At 48.1% G+C, this 17,515-nt stretch carries 15 protein-coding genes; 8 read left to right on the forward strand and 7 right to left on the reverse strand.

The window, feature by feature from the left end; translation table 11 throughout:
* Nucleotides 1-322: 322 nt before the first annotated feature.
* Nucleotides 323-1,330: a hypothetical protein gene (locus QUB56_RS07625; protein WP_332954480.1), complete on the forward strand. Its 1,008-nt coding sequence runs from the start codon at nt 323-325 to the stop codon at nt 1,328-1,330.
* Between the two features lie 449 nt (nt 1,331-1,779).
* Here the strand turns inward: QUB56_RS07625 and QUB56_RS07630 are convergent, their stop codons facing one another.
* Nucleotides 1,780-2,346: an RNA-binding protein gene (locus QUB56_RS07630; RefSeq protein WP_332954481.1), complete on the reverse strand. Its 567-nt coding sequence runs from the start codon at nt 2,344-2,346 to the stop codon at nt 1,780-1,782.
* 1,009 nt (nt 2,347-3,355) lie between these two features.
* Complete coding sequence (locus tag QUB56_RS07635; RefSeq protein WP_332954482.1) at nt 3,356-5,872, reverse strand: zinc metalloprotease HtpX; 2,517 nt, start codon at nt 5,870-5,872, stop codon at nt 3,356-3,358.
* 394 nt (nt 5,873-6,266) lie between these two features.
* Between QUB56_RS07635 and QUB56_RS07640 the strand changes: the two genes are divergently transcribed.
* Nucleotides 6,267-9,347, forward strand: a complete 3,081-nt coding sequence (locus tag QUB56_RS07640; protein WP_332954483.1) for a tetratricopeptide repeat protein — start codon at nt 6,267-6,269, stop codon at nt 9,345-9,347.
* The gene (locus QUB56_RS07645; RefSeq protein ID WP_332954484.1) at nt 9,328-9,594 is read left to right on the forward strand and encodes a hypothetical protein; all 267 of its coding nucleotides are present in this window, start codon (nt 9,328-9,330) and stop codon (nt 9,592-9,594) included. Before QUB56_RS07640 ends, QUB56_RS07645 begins: the two co-directional genes overlap by 20 nt.
* Nucleotides 9,595-9,646: 52 nt before the next feature.
* Here QUB56_RS07645 and QUB56_RS07650 read toward each other — a convergent pair whose 3' ends face one another.
* On the reverse strand, nt 9,647-9,916 hold the full coding sequence (locus QUB56_RS07650; RefSeq protein ID WP_332954485.1) for a hypothetical protein: 270 nt from the start codon (nt 9,914-9,916) through the stop codon (nt 9,647-9,649).
* Between the two features lie 88 nt (nt 9,917-10,004).
* Here QUB56_RS07650 and QUB56_RS07655 point away from each other — a divergent pair, with 88 nt between their 5' ends.
* Together QUB56_RS07655 and QUB56_RS07660 are read left to right on the forward strand one after the other, a co-directional pair.
* Nucleotides 10,005-10,160: a hypothetical protein gene (locus QUB56_RS07655; protein WP_332954486.1), complete on the forward strand. Its 156-nt coding sequence runs from the start codon at nt 10,005-10,007 to the stop codon at nt 10,158-10,160.
* A gap of 135 nt (nt 10,161-10,295) precedes the next feature.
* Entirely contained in the window at nt 10,296-10,532 is a 237-nt protein-coding gene (locus QUB56_RS07660; RefSeq protein ID WP_332954487.1) for a hypothetical protein, read from the forward strand.
* Between the two features lie 111 nt (nt 10,533-10,643).
* Here the strand turns inward: QUB56_RS07660 and QUB56_RS07665 are convergent, their stop codons facing one another.
* Nucleotides 10,644-10,814 (reverse strand): hypothetical protein, encoded by a 171-nt coding sequence (locus QUB56_RS07665; protein WP_332954488.1) that lies wholly within the window; start codon nt 10,812-10,814, stop codon nt 10,644-10,646.
* A 5-nt stretch (nt 10,815-10,819) separates the two neighbouring features.
* Between QUB56_RS07665 and QUB56_RS07670 the strand changes: the two genes are divergently transcribed.
* Both QUB56_RS07670 and QUB56_RS07675 read left to right on the forward strand, forming a co-directional pair.
* Nucleotides 10,820-11,131 (forward strand): hypothetical protein, encoded by a 312-nt coding sequence (locus QUB56_RS07670; protein ID WP_332954489.1) that lies wholly within the window; start codon nt 10,820-10,822, stop codon nt 11,129-11,131.
* Complete coding sequence (locus tag QUB56_RS07675; protein ID WP_332954490.1) at nt 11,128-11,250, forward strand: hypothetical protein; 123 nt, start codon at nt 11,128-11,130, stop codon at nt 11,248-11,250. Before QUB56_RS07670 ends, QUB56_RS07675 begins: the two co-directional genes overlap by 4 nt.
* On the opposite strand, the gene prfC is transcribed toward QUB56_RS07675, so the two are convergent.
* A complete protein-coding gene (gene prfC, locus QUB56_RS07680) occupies nt 11,237-12,865 on the reverse strand; it encodes a peptide chain release factor 3 (RefSeq protein WP_332954491.1) in 1,629 nt (542 codons plus the stop codon). The genes QUB56_RS07675 and prfC overlap by 14 nt on opposite strands.
* Before the next feature lie 102 nt (nt 12,866-12,967).
* On the opposite strand from prfC, the gene QUB56_RS07685 reads away from it, so the two are divergent.
* A complete protein-coding gene (locus QUB56_RS07685; protein ID WP_332954492.1) occupies nt 12,968-13,312 on the forward strand; it encodes a DUF4870 domain-containing protein in 345 nt (114 codons plus the stop codon).
* A 289-nt stretch (nt 13,313-13,601) separates the two neighbouring features.
* Here QUB56_RS07685 and QUB56_RS07690 read toward each other — a convergent pair whose 3' ends face one another.
* Both QUB56_RS07690 and QUB56_RS07695 read right to left on the reverse strand, forming a co-directional pair.
* Nucleotides 13,602-14,078, reverse strand: a complete 477-nt coding sequence (locus QUB56_RS07690) for a cyclic nucleotide-binding domain-containing protein (protein WP_332954494.1) — start codon at nt 14,076-14,078, stop codon at nt 13,602-13,604.
* A gap of 283 nt (nt 14,079-14,361) precedes the next feature.
* Nucleotides 14,362-17,403, reverse strand: coding sequence for a HEAT repeat domain-containing protein (locus tag QUB56_RS07695; RefSeq protein ID WP_332954495.1), 3,042 nt, complete (start codon nt 17,401-17,403; stop codon nt 14,362-14,364).
* Nucleotides 17,404-17,515: the final 112 nt, after the last annotated feature.

Below are 17,515 nucleotides of genomic sequence, written 5' to 3' on the forward strand. Positions count from 1 at the left end.
AACCGCACGGCCCATAGGTGTCAACTTAAGCTGTCAGTCGGTTCACCCGGTAGTCCGCCAGGGAATGAATTCCACGGGGCTTATAGCTAAAGTCCTCGCTATGAGGACTAATGAGTTTAAAAATTTTTCTTTTCAGTCCTCTTGAGAGGACTTTAGCTTTGAGGCAGGGGTTTCAACCCCTGTCGGACTATCGGTTTAACGTGTTTGTTGACACCAATGGGCACGGCCCCCTCTCCGGCGCCCAGAGTAACGAGGCCTACTATCTTTTTATGCCATAAATTTGCTATGAAGAGTACAACTCAACTCTAGTGGAGCAAAATCAGTGGGCACTTTTGATAAAATATTCAATTCAGAAGACAAATCCGAAGCAAGCTTTACTCCAGAGGAATCGCTAGCAGCCGTAGCACTTGTCGCAGCGGAGGCAAATTTCCCTGATACGAATGCTGATATCTTAGAAAGCATACTTTTGGAATCAGAAATATTTGCTGAATATTCCGAAGATGATATGTTAGCAATGTTTGAAAAATTCGACAGTATTGTCGCCCAAGACGGTTTAGGAGCATTATTTAATACTGCTTGGGAATCTATGCCAGATGAGTTAGTGTTGGATACTTTTGCAATAACCGCAGCAATGTTTGTCGGAAATGGAGAAATATCTCAGAAGCACCAGGCTTTTCTCCAGGAATTCCAGCAAGCATTAGGTGTGGAAGACGAGGAAGCGGCGGAAATTATCGAGGAGGTAATTGCTGCTTACTCGGAAGTAGAGGGCGAAGAGTTTGATGTAGATGGGGAATTGTACGTATCTCCTGAAGGCAATTTTAGCGTCCCCATTCCTGTTGACGAGCAACGAGGGGGTAGAATTGACGAGGAAGAAGGCTCTGTGGCATTTTCTGACGACCTTGGTGTTTTGCTGAAAATTGATTATTTCCCTATTGCTGGTGAAGTGGAAGAAACAATCGAGTCGGTTGGCGAGGAAGCTTATCTCAAGTCTTTTTTAGACAATTTTGTTTCTGAGGCAATTCTTACTAATATTGCCAACTCTAAGTTACTTCACGCGGAATATTTAGAAGATGAAGAAGCTTATTTCGCGGTTGTCGATTTGCCTGCGGGTGCAACTATGAGTATGCAGAAAAACCAGGATCCTGTTACTCGGCTGGATGCTTACCGGGGACTTATGGCTTTTATCGCTGACGATTTTTGCTACACGGTAAGCTGTCAGCGAATTTATCAGGAGGGGGACGAATTGGGTTCCCTTGAGTCTGAAGTTGAGGGAATTTTGAACAAGATTTTCGAGTTTATTGAGACTATCGAATTCTCGGCACTCGAATAATATCGATTCTGGTAACACCGTCCGTGATTGTTGACTGTTGAGAGTTGACTGTGTTGTTTGGCTTCCAGGCTCTACCTGATAACGCAGATTCGGAGGCTGTGCCTCCAATTTTTCTCCGCAATTGAGGCTCTTCCTCGCTTATATCGCTGTATTGGCTCGACCTCGGAACCAGTTCAATCTAAAATCTAAAATCTAAAATCTAAAATCGATTGACTGTTGACGGGCGGGTCAAAAAAATGAAAATTGCGCGAATTATTTGTTGGCCTGGGGATTCGACTTTACGCCCGACTTTTGAAGCAAGGATGTGATATCATTCCGGCCTGACTGCCGGAATTGATGTAAAATAGTGCGATCGAGAACAGGCTTTTTTGAGCGGTTCTCGATCGCACTTCCAGATACATTCAGTCAACCACAGTCCAGAGACAGCAGCAATTAGCCGCCATTTTCGACTAATTAGTAGTCTGAGCTTCCACCAATCTTTGCTTGAGTTCTTCCAGAGCGCTCGCCCAGCGCGGATCTGGCTGCACCGAGCCGGAATCGGCGTTCGACACCGTTGTTGCTGATTGATTGCGGCGAGACTTGTTGTTGTCACCCCGACGGCGATTGCTTTTGCTGGAACCTCCTCCACCTTGGGTAGGGGAAGCCTCCCGCTGCTGCGGCTGCGGCACAGGTACAGGCACCGACGGCGACGCCGATGCCGACACCAACTGCGGTGACTGCGGCGACGACTGCTGCTGATCTTCTTCGCCCTTCTCAGATTTACCCTTAGACCGGGGCAGTGCCTTCTCTATTTTCAGCGGGTTTTCTTTGAACATCAAGCCGTTGTATTTCTCAATAACTTGGTCGGCTTGTTCGTCGGTTAGCACCGTCACAAAACCGAAGCCTCTGCATTTACCAGTTTTGCGGTCTGTAATTACCTTTGTGGTAACAGATTCGCCCTCCGGCGCAAAAACTTCTTGCAATTCTTGGCGATCGAGTTCCTTGGGTAGATTGCCAACATAAAGACGAATAGACATGAAAAATTCCTCCAGACTTGGATTTTAATTAATTTGCTCGAAGATAATTCCCTGAAGTCAACTGAATATTTACTTCAGGGAAACACCACATAACCGGAGAATTTGCACATTCCTCCCACCAACCTTGACAGATCCCCCCACCTTTTAGAACAAAAAGATGATTTACTCTGATAAGGCAGGAACTTAACCGCCGATGCAGAGAGCTTTTAAATCTCAGGTTGTTGTGTAAACTTTTAGTCATCACTCAAATGTTGAGGCTATTGGCTATTCTGTATTACTTGCTTCCGGTTTTGATTCAGAATGTTTATAGCCAGGGCCGTGTAGAAATTTATGTCCAAGGATGTGTCAATTGCCAGCGATCGGAATGCCAGTATTCAGTTTAATACAGTGATGGGTAAAATCGCTAACATTTTTTTAGCCAGTAATCTTACCCCGCTCCTAATCTCGCTCCTAATGCTGAGAACTACTCACTTACCCGGTATCCCTTAATTTGGGCCCGGCAGCGTCCGACCATTCTTTAAAGGTATCACAGCCTTGGTAACAGAGCTAGTTATTTAGGAAGATTTCAGGGTTAATTTAACGGAAACTACATCTGAATCACTTTTGAGAATTCATCCCGCACAGCAATAATAGCGGTCGAAAAAAAACAGCCGACAAGCGGCTGGCTGTACTTGCTGTGTTGGGATGTTGACAATTTTTACGCAATGCCTTATCGATTTTAGCCAACTGAAGTTATCGCGCTATTTGCTTTAATCCAATTCATGTAAATAAATGTAACAGAATGTCGGCAAAAAAGCAACTTTTCTTTACGAAAGAAGAAGTCCGATGGAAGTCGCAAGGAGGAAGAAGAGTGTCGGGTGGGCCACCAGCACGGAGAACATCGTTAGCGCAGCCCTCGTAGACGATCGCCCATCCGCTGTTTAACTCAAAACCGATCGAGGCTGGGCGTTGTTGGCGACTCGCGCGGCAATCCGTGAAGCGTAGCTATCCCGTAGGGAATCGCTATTCCTCACCTTGGGCCCTGGATAATGATGTAGGCGCCCCAAATAGCAGCAGCAAAGGCCAAAACCGCAGACCAAATCGGATGTCCGCTGTCACTGACTCTCCCTCCTTGACTGCGGAGACTTTCAAGGTCGATCGCCACAGTAGCACCCCGGCGCAGCCAACCAATCGCCACAACAGATTTTCCGATCAAATCGCTAGGGCGAGTAGTGTCTTTGATAAAAAATTGCCACAAAGAGCCAATGTAGCCAAACCTCGAAACATAGTGCAACCTCACCAAACCAGTCTCCGTTTGCAAAATCAAATCTTGTCCCAACCAATTACCCATACCCGATCGCCCCAAAAGTTGCCCCGAGAGGCGCACCGGTTGAGCATCCAGCGGTAAAGTCTCGGGATTTGACAAAATTTCCGGCACACTCGGCGAAGCGGTTTCTTTCGGTGTAATGTCCGGGAAGAAATAATTGATCCGTATGAAAGTACCGAGAGAAAACCCGATCGGCAAACAGCCCCAAATAAGCGATCGATCGCCCCACAGCCAATCCAGCAGCCAGATACTCGTCCTCGATAAAATCCCCCCTATCAGCCAAAGCAGGGCCACTATCCCCAAACTCATCGGAATCCCAAAAAACGGCGCACCCTGTAAAAATAGTTTTGAGTCTTTAAATTCGAGTATTGACTTAAACAGAGAGAATTTTCCTTTCCTGGGTTGTGCTTGCACTCCCGCGTTTGCCAAATCTAACTCTGTCTCCAACTTCCAGAATTGAGCATAAAGGGCCAACAGCTTCAAACGCTCTCCCAGCAAAGGATGCGCGCTGTTAACCGTCAACCAATTGCGCTCCCGATTGCTGACATCCCACAGCAAAATCTGTTCCAGGGGCGCGTGCAATGCAGCAGAACCAAGGGTTACAGCTTGTCCAACCCCTACAGGTAACAATAGATCGAAACTTTCCAGGAAAAAGCTAGTTTGTTTTTGCTGCTCGATATTACCAGCAATGCCGATCGCAATTTTAGCCAGTGCCCGGGTCAAACCGTTAGGATTGCCCGTAATTTCTGCAGCAGTACGATCGCTAAAATACACTCTGCGGCGGGACACCCACAACATCGGCCAGCGCAACAGCTTATAAATCCCGTAACAGGTAGCAGAAATTGCCGCGGCCACAAACTTGACAGCCGATCGAAAAAACTCGATCGTCATTAAATCACACAACCGCTCTTGCCAGTGCGCCACCTGCCAATAAATCAAGTAAGGAATCTGAATCAGCAGCAGCGCCAGCGACATCGGCGCAAAATCCCAGTGAGAGATATGGGCCAACTCCCGCGCAAAAATAGTAGCAATTTCATCATCCGTCAACTGTTCCAAAAGCCCGCGACTCACAGCAATCCGAGCAAAACGGGGCAAACAGCCGTAACTAAAAGCTACAGGAACATTCAGCGGCAAGAGTTTCAGCCCCGGTGCCGGCATATTTTGCTTCGTACAAAAACTTCGCAGTACCCGACTAGCTTCCTTGCTGTGCTTGGATAAAACCGACCCGCGCAGGGTTTCGATACCGCAAAACAGTTTCAGCAGGGCGTCTATCAGCCAGGGAGACGAGGCCAAAAGCAATCCAAAAACCATCTGAACAAACGGAGTTGGATCGCGGTAAAAAAGCTGAATCGGCGTGAAGATAGGCAGTCTACTGAATATGTAAAGCTGAACCAACAGAGAATTAGTGTTTGTCAGCAGGAATTGCAGGACAAACCGGGCTAGGAAAAATAGGGCGATGGTACTTGCAACGGCTTGCACCCGAAATTCCAGCAACTTCAGCGGTTTCAGCGGGCGCGGGCTTTTGGCGCGCCCTGCTTGGCGCCAAGTGAGTTGGTAAGTATCTGGGCTGGCGAATCCGGGGATATCTGTTGGGAAAGGGGAACTATTTTCGCCGCTAATTTCTGTATCGGGTGCGGTTTCTGTAGGGGCGGTGCCCCCGTGCCCGCCCTCTGATGTCGCGGGAATCGGCGGTGTGGGGGGTGGAGGGGGCGGCGAAATCGATTGCGCTTTGGTGTTTCCAGGCTCTACACTCGGCTCAAAAGGTAAAAAACCTGTTTTTTGGTCTGCGGTCGGTCGATCGCCCTCTATCGATTTTTTCGGCGATTTTTTCGGCGATTTTGTTCCGGCATCAAAGGGGACAAATCCTGTTTCGGGGGGAGTTTCTGGGGATTTTGGTTTATTTTCCGGTGGTTTTGGGGGGGGAGGGGGGGTTAATTCTGTTAAAGCGCGATCGGCCCAAGTTTTGACTTGAGAGTTGGGACTTTTGGCGAGGGAAGAGCACAGGGCGATCGCCTTTTTCCGATTACCGATTGCTTTGTACGCAGCCACTAACCCCATCTGCGCGCGGATTCCCGATGGCCGATTAGTGGCGGTTTGGGTAAGGGATTCTAAAAGGGCGATCGCGGTGGGGTAATCCTGCTGTTTCAAAGCTGCTAGCCCAGCCTCTAAAGACTGTTTTGCAGATGTATCCGCGGGATTTGGATTAGTGGGAGGTGCCATGACTGTGCTTTCGCTAGCGTCCTTTATTAAGATAGCTTGGCTGGTCGATCGATACCTGTTCTAACACAGCTCTATTTCTCTGTCACCAGTTGTTGCAAGCTTTGCCCCATTGCACCACAGCCACGATCCGGCAGGGGTTTCAACCCCTGCCTCAAAGCTAAAGTCCTCTCAAGAGGACTGAAGAATTATGCCTATTTGTGCTTAAATACTTCCTTGCTCTATTAGTCTCGCGTTGGGCGGACTTTGTTTGTGTAGAGGCGATTTCAATCGCCAGGTTTGAATCTTGCTCTATTTGTCTCGCGTTGCGCGGGGTTTGTTTGTGTAGACGCGATTTCAATCGCTGAGCCCATCTAATTTTTCCTTATAATTAAATTAACACCTCACCTGCACATTTATGCCAATTGACGACGAAGATTTTGAAAGCGAATCTATTAGCGGCGATCGCCAATTAGAACTATTCACAGGCAGACACGAATTTACCCGCCGATTTGCCATTTATTTAAACGAAGACCCGCCCCGCGAACAAATTTTGTATTTTTACGGCGATGGAGGCAACGGCAAGTCATTGCTGCTAAAACACTTGCAGTTTCACTGCTGCAAAAGATTTTCGCCGCAGGTTTGGCAACAATTGCGCGCATTCCCAGAATCACAAGCCGCCGAAGTTGCTAATTTCGTCCGCCACGCTGAACCTAAAACCTACACTCCCATACCCGCAGTCAGGCACGATTTCGGATTGATACCGATTAAAGAAGATAAACCGCAAGATAGATTTTATGGGTTGCTGATGTTGCGGCGCAATCTGGCAGAAGCAGCAAAGAAATATAAATTTAAGTTTCCCAATTATGATTTTGCTTGCTTTTGGTATTTGCTGAACAAAAGCGAGTCAAACGCAACTCTCGAACAACTTTTCCCCGATGATGTCATGGAATTGTTGACACCTGCGATTGAAGCTTTAGCGGGATTTCCCGTGGTGGCGCCAGGTGTAGCACTCCTCAAATGGCTAGATAAATTGGGCGGCATTGAGCGGGCGATGGAATTAATTAAAAATCGCCTCGGTGTCAGCGACGACAAGGCAGAGGAAATTCGCGGCAAAGATATTGATACTGAGTTAATCGACTGTTTGCCGAAATTATTTGCAGGTGATTTGAATGCGGCAATGGCTGGCAAAGACAAACCAAAACGCCTCGTCATGCTGTTCGATACTCACGAGAAATTGTGGGATGAAAAACGCAGTTTTCAGGGAATAAAATTTTGGTATCAAGATGAGTGGTTTCGGCGCTTGCTGAGGGCGCTGGATTGCAAAGCGGGAATTGTGGTTGCGGTTGCGGGGCGAGATTGTCCTGTCACACAACTGCAGTGGCCGAATGCGTCCAAGTTTCCGATTCCCAAACCTTTGATAGATGCACAATTGGTTGGGCATTTGTCTGCCGCCGATGCTAGGGATTATTTGCACAAAGTGGAGATTGACAAGGCAAATTTGGCTGATGCTGTGATTAAATATGCCAGCGTCAATCCTGATGAGAGTTGGGATAAGTTGCAGGTACATCCGTTTTATTTGGGTTTGTGCGCGGATGTGGTGCTGGCAGAAAGAAAGCGGGGAATTGAGTTGCTGTCGTCGGATTTTGCGCGGATTCCGAAGTGGGAAGATAAGACTGCGGAGTTAACGGATCGGTTGCTGAGTTATGTCGATCGCGAAGTGCGATCGGCGGTGCATTCGCTGAGTGCTTGCCGCGCTTTTGATGAGGATTTGTACATAAAATTGGGAGCAGGCTGCCACTTCCAGGCAAGTAGTGCAAATTTTGAGATTTTGACGAGTTTTTCCTTTGTGTGGAAAGAGCCGCAGCGGGGTGAAAAGTGGTATCAAATTCACGATTTATTGCGGCGCTTGGATGCGGAGAGGGATAACGATAAAACTCGCAGAGCTCATGAAGTTTTAGAGGGCTACTACCGGGGATTGGGGAATGCGGCTGAGGCAATTTTTCATGCTAATCGCTTGGATTGGCAGCGGGGTGTAGATGAATGGGTAACAGTGTTTGAGGAAGCGTCGCGGCTGAGTCGTTACGGGGAATGCGAGTCGCTGCTGGAAGTTAGAGGTGAGTTGTGGATTAAAAGTGATTTTTGGCTTGGTAGAATTTCATTATCGGAGGGAGATTACTATGCTCAATTGGCTCGACACGCAGAGGCAAAACAGGAATATTTGGAGGCAATTGCAGCTTGCGATCGCCAAATCATTATAACTCCCGATGATGTAGGTACGCTCAACAACAAAGGGATTGCGCTGCTAAGACTGGGTGATTTGCAAGCAGGGCTAAGTGAATTTGAGGCGGCAAAACAGTCTTGCTCAGAGGCGATCGCTGCCTTTAATTCTGCTTTACTTATTGCACCGGATAATATCGCTATGCTCAACAACAAAGGGAATGCGCTGCGATGTCTGGGTGATTTGCAAGCAGGGCTAAGTGAGTTTGAGGCGGCAAAACAGTCTTACTCAGAGGCGATCGCTGCCTTTAATTCTGCTTTACTTATTGCACCGGATTATAACTCTGCTTTCAACAACAAAGGGATGGCGCTGGGATGTCTGGGTAAGTTACAAGCAGAGCTAAGTGAATCTGAGGCGGCAAAACAGTCTTACTCAGAGGCGATCGCTGCCTTTAATTCTGCTTTACTTATTGCACCGGATGATATCGCTGCTCTCACCAACAAATGGATTGCGCTGCAACGTCTGGGTGATTTGCAAGCAGGGCTAAGTGAGTTTGAGGCGGCAAAACAGTCTTACTCAGAGGCGATCGCTGCCTTTAATTCTGCGTTACTTATTGCACCGGATTATAACTATGCTCTCAACAACAAAGGGATTGCGCTGCGATGTCTGGGTGATTTGCAAGTAGGGCTAAGTGAATTTGAGGCAGCAAAACAGTCTTACTCTGATGCGATCGCAGCCTTTGATTCTGCTTTACTTATTGCACCGGATGATATCGCTGCTCTCAACAACAAAGCGATTGCGCTGCAAAGTCTGGGTAACTTACAGGCACGGCTAAGTGAATTTGAAGGGGCAAAACAGTCTTCCTGTGAGGTGATCGCAGCCTTTAATTCGGCTTTACGAATTGCACCGGATGATATCGCTGCTCTCAACCACAAAGGGATTGCGCTGCGATGTCTGGGTGATTTGCAGGCAGAGCTAAGTGAGTTTGAGGATGCACAACTATGTTACTGTGAGGCGATCGCAGCCTTTAATTCGGCTTTACTTATTGCACCGGATGATATCGCTGCTCTCAACAACAAAGGGAAGGCGCTGCTAAGACTGGGTGTGTTACAGGCAAAATTATCTGAGGAGCAGGAAGCACTCAAGAATTGGCAAGAGGCACTGGAAATGTGGAATCGATCTTTAGCTATTGCTCCTAATGACGATTATGTTCGCAGTGGCCGCGATGCGCTGCAAGAATCTCTCAATAATTTGGGTGATGATACTATCAGCAGTTAGCTCGATCGAAATTAGTAAAGACGCGGCATTCATTCCCTGCCTTAAACCGAAAGCCCGCCAGGGAATGAATTCCCTGGCTAATAGCAAAAGTCCTCTTCAGAGGACTAATGAATTCTTCAGTCCTCTTCAGAGGACTTTAGCTTTGAGGCAGGGGTTGAAACCCCTGCCGGACTGCCGGACTGCCGGACTGCCGGACTGCCGGACTGCCGGACTGCCGGACTGCCGGACTGCCGGACTGCCGGACTGAGGGACAAAGCGTTAAAAGCCCGCCCTCGAATTTAGCTATTTAACCTTGCAGCTTACCGCCCAGATTGTCTCGGCGATGTACCGTCAGCCCCCGAACGACGGATCAGCACGCTGATTACCTGCTTCGGATTAGCCGCACGCTGTGGGGGACTCCAATCGCCCACTTGTGCAAATCCCAGCCGGTACAAAGTCAGTATGGTTTCCCGGACACCCTTGGGCGAACCGACAACCGTTAACAGCACCACTTCCTGTTCGCATACTGCTGCTGAGTCGTCATTTGGGCGATCGGATAAGTTGTCGTCAGGCACGAATTCCTGTGACATAATATGTTCTCCTGCTTTTGGGTTTTCTAGAAAAACCCAAAAACCCAGCCGCCCCGCAGCTCAACGCATAGCAAGGCGGCTACAGAGGATGTTAGAATCTTCCGTTAGCCTCCAGACTGGTGCTTTCAGTTTGGCGGTTATGCTGTCCATTGCTGTTACCGCAGCTTTGGGCAGTGCAACTAGAGTTTTGGGCGACGCGGGCTGCCTCCTCTACAAGCAAGCAACCTCTCACTTCAAAGCGTAGCCGCAGATGGGGGCCCTCGTCAACCGATTTTAGATTTTAGATTTTGGATTTTCGATTGAAAAGGGGGATTGGGAGGTTTTGGGCGGGGCTGAGGATTTAGCGTTATAACTAGAGTAAGAGAGCCCCAGGATAATTATGTCGCACAATCTTCAGCAATCTCACCAACAAGACATACAGACTATTACTCAGGTTTTGGCAAAAATCACCAACCGCACGCCGGCTCAGATTAAACCATTACTAAATGCGATGCTCAAACGGCTAATAGAACCTCAACAACGTCCCTTTTACGAAACAGCTACCCCAACAGAATGGTCAATAGCATTTCAGGAATGGGTTGACAGTCCTCGTACCCTAAATCTCCCCACTCTTTGAGATATAGAACCTCAACAACGTCCCTTTTACGAAACAGCTACCCCAACAGAATGGTCAATAGCATTTCAGGAATGGGTTGACAGTCATCGTACCCTCAATCTCCCCACTCTTTCAGATGAAGCTATTAGCCGAGAGAGCATTTATGGAGACAGAGGTTAAATGCCATTCCTCGTAGATACAAACATACTTCTGCGTAGCGTCGATACAGCACACCCAATGAATCCTGATGCCGTCAATGCCGTAATTACTCTGCGCGATCGCGGGAACTTTATATCGTACCACAAAATTTGATAGAGTTTTGGAACCTCTGCACGCGCCCCATCCAGAGAAATGGGTTAGGACGAACTGCAACAGAAGCAGAGGCAGAAATTAATCGCTTAAAACAACTTTTTCCTCTGTTGTTGGATACAGAAGCAATTTATCAAGAATGGGAGCAACTGCTCATAAAATATAAGGTTATAGGTGTCAACGTTCATGATGCGCGGCTAGTTGATGCTATGCTTGTTCATGGTTTAACCCATATCCTAACTTTTAACATTACTGACTTTGCTCGTTATTCAGAAATTACTGCCGTTAATCCCCCAACTGTAAGGCCTTGATTAATTTCAATTTTCTCAGATGGCGATCGCCCTTCAAAAAAACTCACCCCGATTTTTGGGAGGAAACGGCAGTGCCGTTTCCCTACAACCAACCCATCATCCCCCTCAATCCTCGCTAATTTCCAAACCAGAAACCACAGGGGCGATCGCATTTAACTTCAACACAGGATGTTCCCCTTCCACCTGTCGGCAATTCCAGTCATTTCTAAACAGCAAAACAGGCCGGCCCCAACTATCTTTCACCGTCACCGTATTAAACAGCCGTCCAACTTTTGCCAGCGCATCCCAACCGCCATCAACCCAACGAGCTACACTGTAAGGCAACATATCGATCGTCGTTTCCACATTATATTCCGACTGCATTCTGAACTGCACCACCTCAAATTGCAGTTGCCCGACGGCCGCCAAAATTGGCTCGCGTTTCGACTCATCAACCGAGTACATAATTTGCACAGCCCCTTCTTCCTGCAACTCCGAAACGCCCTTGCGGAACTGCTTAAACTTAGAAGGATTGGGATTTCTCAAAAAAGCAAAAAGTTCAGGAGAAAAACAGGGAATCCCTTCATATTCCAGTTTTTGCCCAGTGTAAATAGTATCCCCGATCGCAAAAACCCCCGGATTGTTCAAACCGATCACATCGCCCGGATAAGCAACCTCGATCGACTCCCGATCCTGAGCAAATAACTTTTGAGGTCTTGACAAACGCACCGTTTTACCGCTGCGAGCGTGAGTCACGTTCATGTCCTTTTCAAACTTGCCCGTACAAACCCGAATAAACGCCACCCGATCGCGGTGTCTCGGGTCCATATTCGCTTGCAATTTAAACACAAACCCGCTAAAGTCTTCATAAGTTGGCGGCAAATCTCCGGCGCTGCTCTTGCGGGCGATCGGCTTCATAGCGTAATCTAAAAACGCCTCTAAAAACAGTTCCACCCCAAAATTGCTCATCGCGCTGCCAAAGAAAACAGGCGTCATTTTGCCAGCCCGAACCAAGTCTAAATCGAGTTCAGTTCCCAACTCATCCAACAGTTCTAACTCTTCCTTGAGCTGATAGTAAAGGTCTTGTTCCAACAAATCTTCAATCCGCGGATCGCCCAATTCGACCACAGTATCAACAGCAGCGCGAGAACCGTGTTTAGTCCGCTCGAATAAGTGAATTTTGCGCCCTCTGCGATCGAAAACACCTTTAAAGCGATCGCCCGTACCTATCGGCCAATTTACCGGATAAGTCTGCAACCCCAATTCCTTCTCAATTTCGTCCAACAAATCCAAAGGTTCTCTGCTAGGGCGATCGAGCTTATTAAAGAAAGTAAAAATAGGCAGACTTCGCAACTTACAAACTTCAAATAACTTCCGAGTTTGCGGTTCCAAACCCTTAGCAGCATCCTCAAGCATCACCGCATTGTCAGCCGCCGCCAGAGTGCGATAAGTATCTTCGCTAAAATCTTGGTGTCCCGGAGTATCGAGCAGATTAATGTGATAATTTTGATACTCAAACTGCAAAACAGTAGAAGTAATAGAAATTCCCCGCTGCTGTTCCATCGCCATCCAGTCAGAAGTAGCGTGTCGCTGAGCCCGCCGCGCTTTCACAGAACCTGCTTCGTGAATTGCACCTCCGTACAGCAGCAGCTTTTCTGTCAAAGTAGTTTTACCCGCGTCGGGGTGCGAGATAATAGCAAAGTTGCGCCGGCGCTCAACAGCAGTTAGCAGTTCAGTTTCGAGTTCAGTGGTCATTACAAATTAGGTAGGGGAATCATCACCCGATCGCCATTATAGCCTGTGCTACAGTTGCTATTAAAGGTAAAATTATCACTAAAGTCAAGGAAGAAAAATAATATGTACGACTCTGACAAACGGAAGCTGCTATCACTGGTGTGCCACGGGGCTATTTTTTTCAGTACGTTACTGTTCTCGATCGGAGCGCCGATCGCTGTATTGCTAGTATCAGATGACCCCGTTGTCAAAGAAAACGCCACAGAAGCCATCAATTTTCACCTTAATGTATGGGTGTACAGCACCGTAATTGTGGTGTTAACTATCGTCACTTTCGGTCTGGCTGGCTTTATTTTAGTGCCACTAGGTTATCTGCTACACTGGGGACTGACAATAATGGCTATCCTCCAGGTTTTGCAAAATCCTAACCAACCTTACCGCTACCCTTTTATTTTCCGAATAGTTTAGACAGCAAATCGCGCTTCACCATCCATTTCCACAACCCGCTTTCTTCACAAAGAAACCGGGTTTTTAATTGTCTGATCACTTACTAAAAAATTATTAAACAAGACTGCAAAAGTCATAAACTATCTTGAAAAGCATCTGCGTCGGTGTGTGTTTATCTGCTTTTCATCTGCGGTCGAGCTATCAAATATTTATGCAATGCGAGTCTATTGTAGGGTGTGCAATACCCACCCTACAATATAAATTGTGCCAACTTGCGCTCGACTAAAACACAATTACCAATTCCCAACCTTCATCGCATTTCAGCAACTCTAGCAGTCTCTGTCGGCGGCATAACCGCCTCTTTAGCATTCAACTTTTGATTCAACTCGCGAATCCGGCGCGACAGCAAGCGAATAATATTAACAGCAATTCCCGGCGTTTCATCAATCGCATCGTAGAGCTGCATTTGAGTCAACATCAAACACTCGGATTGTTCGATAGTAGAAATAGAAGCCGATCGAGGTTCAGCATCAAATAGCGACATTTCCCCGAAACAAGCCCCCGCTTTCAACTGTGCCAAATCGCGATCGCCTATATGCACCCGCACCGTTCCCGATACCAAAATATAGAGCGATCGACCTTCTTGTCCTTCCGTAAAAATCCTGTGCTTGGAAGGAAAAGAAAGTTCATCCATTACCGATGCTAGACGCACGAGAAAATCATCCCGCAGTTCCTTAAAAATCGGAACCTCCCTGACAAACAATAGGCGTTCGACGCTGGTTAACATAATGCGATGCAGTGATTATTTTAAAGGGGAAGGGGAAGGCGAAGGCGAAGAAAAAGGCGACCGGCAGAATTTTTTTTATTTTATTCTGCCTTATGCCTTCTACATAAGTAGGTCGTTACAAATAAACATTAGATGGGTCGGGCGGGTGAGCTCGCTCATAAACTCGTTTGTATCATAGATTATTAGCTCTCACCCGCCCTACAAGATACTATGTTGTTTGCCCTGACCTAATTAAGAGCCTTCTACCCACCGATGACTCATTGTTAACTTTTAATGTCTAGCATTACCTTTTTGGGCTAGTCCCCAACTCAGCCATCATCTCTTCAACTTGAGCTGATACCAAATTATCGGGGTCATTTTGCAGCCTCGGCAACAATTCGACCAAAGCCCGGGGCGAGGCTATTTTCAAATAGGCTAACACTGCTTCGCGGACAAAACCCGTCGGGTGTTGCAGACAGACAAGAGTTTGTTGAGCGGTAAGGCTCCAGCGCGCTTCCCTCGCCAAGTGAAAGCAGCACGCCAAAGCCCAATCCGAAAGGAAGTGGCGCAATTCTAGCAAGCGACGCAAGCGATCGCTAGGGGGTAGAGGTTTGTACACCATCAATTCCGAGAGGTTGCTCAATTTTTCTCTTTCCGAGTGCTGGTCCAACAAATTGATCAGCGATCGCTTGCTAGCTATATCCACAGTATTGTCGAGAATTTCCAATCCCCTAGCAACCAAAGAAGGTTGAGCAGAAGCGAGGTTGAAAGCAGCCGCTTGTACTGTGTCGAGCGGATAAAGAAACTTCATCAGCAAAAAACACCGCTCCTTAGCATCAGCTTCCAACCCAGCCAGAGCCCGCTGCAACAATTGAGCCGTATCGTTACCGGGTTGCCGGGTGCTGTTGGCTTCCCGATCCGAGAAATTGCCGTAGCTTGTTACCCCAGACAAATCTACCAGAGCTGCATAAATTTGACCGATAAACATTAACTCCTGTTCGATGAGAGTTTCCAAGCCGCTGCGGCCGATGCGGTCTAGAACCCCTTCTATCCCCGCTTCTGAGGGCATTTTCAAGAGGATGCGGAGGATATTGCGCCTGGTAGTTCCCCAAGCCGTCATCAAATTGCTGACCAAAATGTCGATCGCCTCCACAGTCCCAATTTGACCCAGAGCCGTCCAAGCCTGCAACCTGACCAAATCCGACTTGTGGATGTCCTCAGCCAAATACATCAGCAAAGGAATAGCGTCATTGTGAAGTTTGACTATAGCCTGCAAAGCCGCGTCCCTAGTCGATTTGTAACCGAGTCCGCGCAGCAGCGAAGGATAATATTCTTCCGAATGAGTAGAAGAAATCACGTCTAACAGAGCGCAGCGCACTCGCAGAGATTCATCTTGCAACAGATTGGGGATGTACAGCCGCAGTCCTTGCAAATAATCCGCCTCTCCCAGAGCCCGCGTCCCCATAACACGTTCCCGCTCTTGCTTGTGGGTCAGCATTTGCCGCAGCGTATTAGTAGCCTCTGCCTTTTGCTGGCGATCGCCCCTTCTCAAAATTAAAGCAGCCGCCGTACCCCGCACCACCGGATCGACGGTCGGCTGCAAGTAAGGTCGCAAGTTATCAATATTCGGTTCAGCTTCCGTCAGCCAGATGTAGCGCAAAGCCAAGGCCAGCACCTCCGGCGGCAAGGATTGCTGCGAAAGTGTGCGGACAGCTTGTAAATATGCGGGGTTCGGGTGTTGCAGCATTGTTTCCAAGCTCTGGCGCTGCAAAACTGGGGACAGCGTATCCAGGAGGGGAGCGAGAACTTCACCGACATTTTTGGGGTCAATTTGCGTCAGGAGTTCGATGCAAGAGCGCTTTTCCTCTTCGCCCCCCGGCTGTTCTAGAGTTTCCACCACTGCGCGCTTGAGAGCTTTGAGGTCAACGTCTGTGACGCCCAAGCGCCCCCGTTCCGCACTTTTGACCAACAGCCCCACATATTGAGAGCGGATCAGCCAGACCACAAACACCCACAGCAGCGCCAACACTACGATCGCGGCAATAAATATCAAGCTTTGCTGGTCGTGAAATGCCTTTTCGTTTTGCTCGGGGAGTATCTTGCCTGTCACCCACAGCATAATCAGGATGCCGACTCCTGTAGCTCCGCAGGACAAAGGTTCGCCCACACCGTTTACCAGAGTTTGAATGCCCGATCGAATATTGTCAGGAATCGGTTGAAACAAAACCGGGCTAACGGTTTCCAACAGCGTGTAGTGCAGCAGTTCGTCTAAAAATCTCAGCAGTATCAGCCCGATGAACACAGACACTAGCTGGCCCAGGGATGCTCCTATGGTCAGCACCCCCAGTATCGCGATGCCCGCCGGCAAAATCATCGCCGTCACGAATACACCGATTCTTTCCACCAACCGGCTCGAAGCGAACCACTGAGTCGCCACTTGAAACAGGCCTTGTATGCCTTCGTAAATGCCCAGGAAGCTAGCTATCCAGCTAGCTCCGTCCCCCGGGTTTTGGTATTCTAGCTGGCTGTAGAATTGGAAATCTACCAGGACGTAGAGGACTTCTGCAAGAACAAAGAAACTGACTAGAGGTACGGCGTATTTTTGGAGCGGGCCTGTAACTTTGCGGGCGGTAAATTCTTCTTGGTCGTCTTCGTCGTCATCTGTCCAGTGAGCCGTTTCCGGGAATGCTTGGCTGTATTTTTCCGTGAGGTAGTACAGCAACACCGAGCCTATCGCCACCATCAACCCCGAGATGACGGTAACGTTTTTGAGTCCGACTACGTGCAGCAAAACAGGCAGAGAAAATCCGCTGACTACTCCAGCTACTAGATAGCCGCTGCTGACTAGCGGATAGGTGCGCTTGATTTCTCTAATATTAAACAGTTGGTTGGAAGTGATGGAAGTGTTGAGGTCGTTGAGGACATAGCAAGCTTCCACCCACAGCCACATCAAAAAAATAGTAATAAAAGCAATGCTGATGCCAGCTATCTTAGTATTTTCGTACCCGATGCCGAATCGAAACAAAAATAGCGGTACCGACATCATTCCCAGAACAACTACGACGGTGCGCCTCAGCGGCAGGATTTTTTGCAGCCACGAGTAAACAAATCCCAAGCCTGAACCGATAAAGGCGCTGGCTATGTAGATATAAGGCATTTTGTCGGCACCGTACTCGTCTAGGAACAGACCTACCGTGCTCAGTTCCAGCCAGATCAGCCCGACGGAGGTTAGAGTGTAGACGAGAAACATCAGTACGGTTCGCTCTACTTCTTCCGATCGCAGGTTGAGCGAGCGCAGCACTTTTTGTCCGGCTCCCGCCCAAGCGCTGATTTGAAAATTTTCCATTGCTTAAGAGTGCGTTGATATCCCGATGTGTGCTAGCGTGTCACCGAGTTCCGGCATCCACGGGAGCGATCGCCAGTCGGTCTAGTTTAGATTTTAGATTTTAGATTTTAGA

Origin of the sequence: Microcoleus sp. AR_TQ3_B6 (genome assembly GCF_036702785.1) — a bacterium.
Lineage (GTDB): Bacteria > Cyanobacteriota > Cyanobacteriia > Cyanobacteriales > Microcoleaceae > Microcoleus.

What these genes read in the sequence shown, in the direction of transcription:
- prfC (WP_332954491.1), bottom strand. Translation starts at nt 12,865, where the DNA reads ATGACCACTGAACTCGAAACTGAACTGCTAACTGCTGTTGAGCGCCGG.
- QUB56_RS07640 (WP_332954483.1), top strand. Translation starts at nt 6,267, where the DNA reads ATGCCAATTGACGACGAAGATTTTGAAAGCGAATCTATTAGCGGCGAT.
- QUB56_RS07645 (WP_332954484.1), top strand. Translation starts at nt 9,328, where the DNA reads ATGATACTATCAGCAGTTAGCTCGATCGAAATTAGTAAAGACGCGGCA.
- QUB56_RS07690 (WP_332954494.1), bottom strand. Translation starts at nt 14,078, where the DNA reads ATGTTAACCAGCGTCGAACGCCTATTGTTTGTCAGGGAGGTTCCGATT.
- QUB56_RS07650 (WP_332954485.1), bottom strand. Translation starts at nt 9,916, where the DNA reads ATGTCACAGGAATTCGTGCCTGACGACAACTTATCCGATCGCCCAAAT.
- QUB56_RS07685 (WP_332954492.1), top strand. Translation starts at nt 12,968, where the DNA reads ATGTACGACTCTGACAAACGGAAGCTGCTATCACTGGTGTGCCACGGG.
- QUB56_RS07660 (WP_332954487.1), top strand. Translation starts at nt 10,296, where the DNA reads ATGTCGCACAATCTTCAGCAATCTCACCAACAAGACATACAGACTATT.
- QUB56_RS07695 (WP_332954495.1), bottom strand. Translation starts at nt 17,403, where the DNA reads ATGGAAAATTTTCAAATCAGCGCTTGGGCGGGAGCCGGACAAAAAGTG.
- QUB56_RS07635 (WP_332954482.1), bottom strand. Translation starts at nt 5,872, where the DNA reads ATGGCACCTCCCACTAATCCAAATCCCGCGGATACATCTGCAAAACAG.
- QUB56_RS07655 (WP_332954486.1), top strand. Translation starts at nt 10,005, where the DNA reads ATGTTAGAATCTTCCGTTAGCCTCCAGACTGGTGCTTTCAGTTTGGCG.
- QUB56_RS07630 (WP_332954481.1), bottom strand. Translation starts at nt 2,346, where the DNA reads ATGTCTATTCGTCTTTATGTTGGCAATCTACCCAAGGAACTCGATCGC.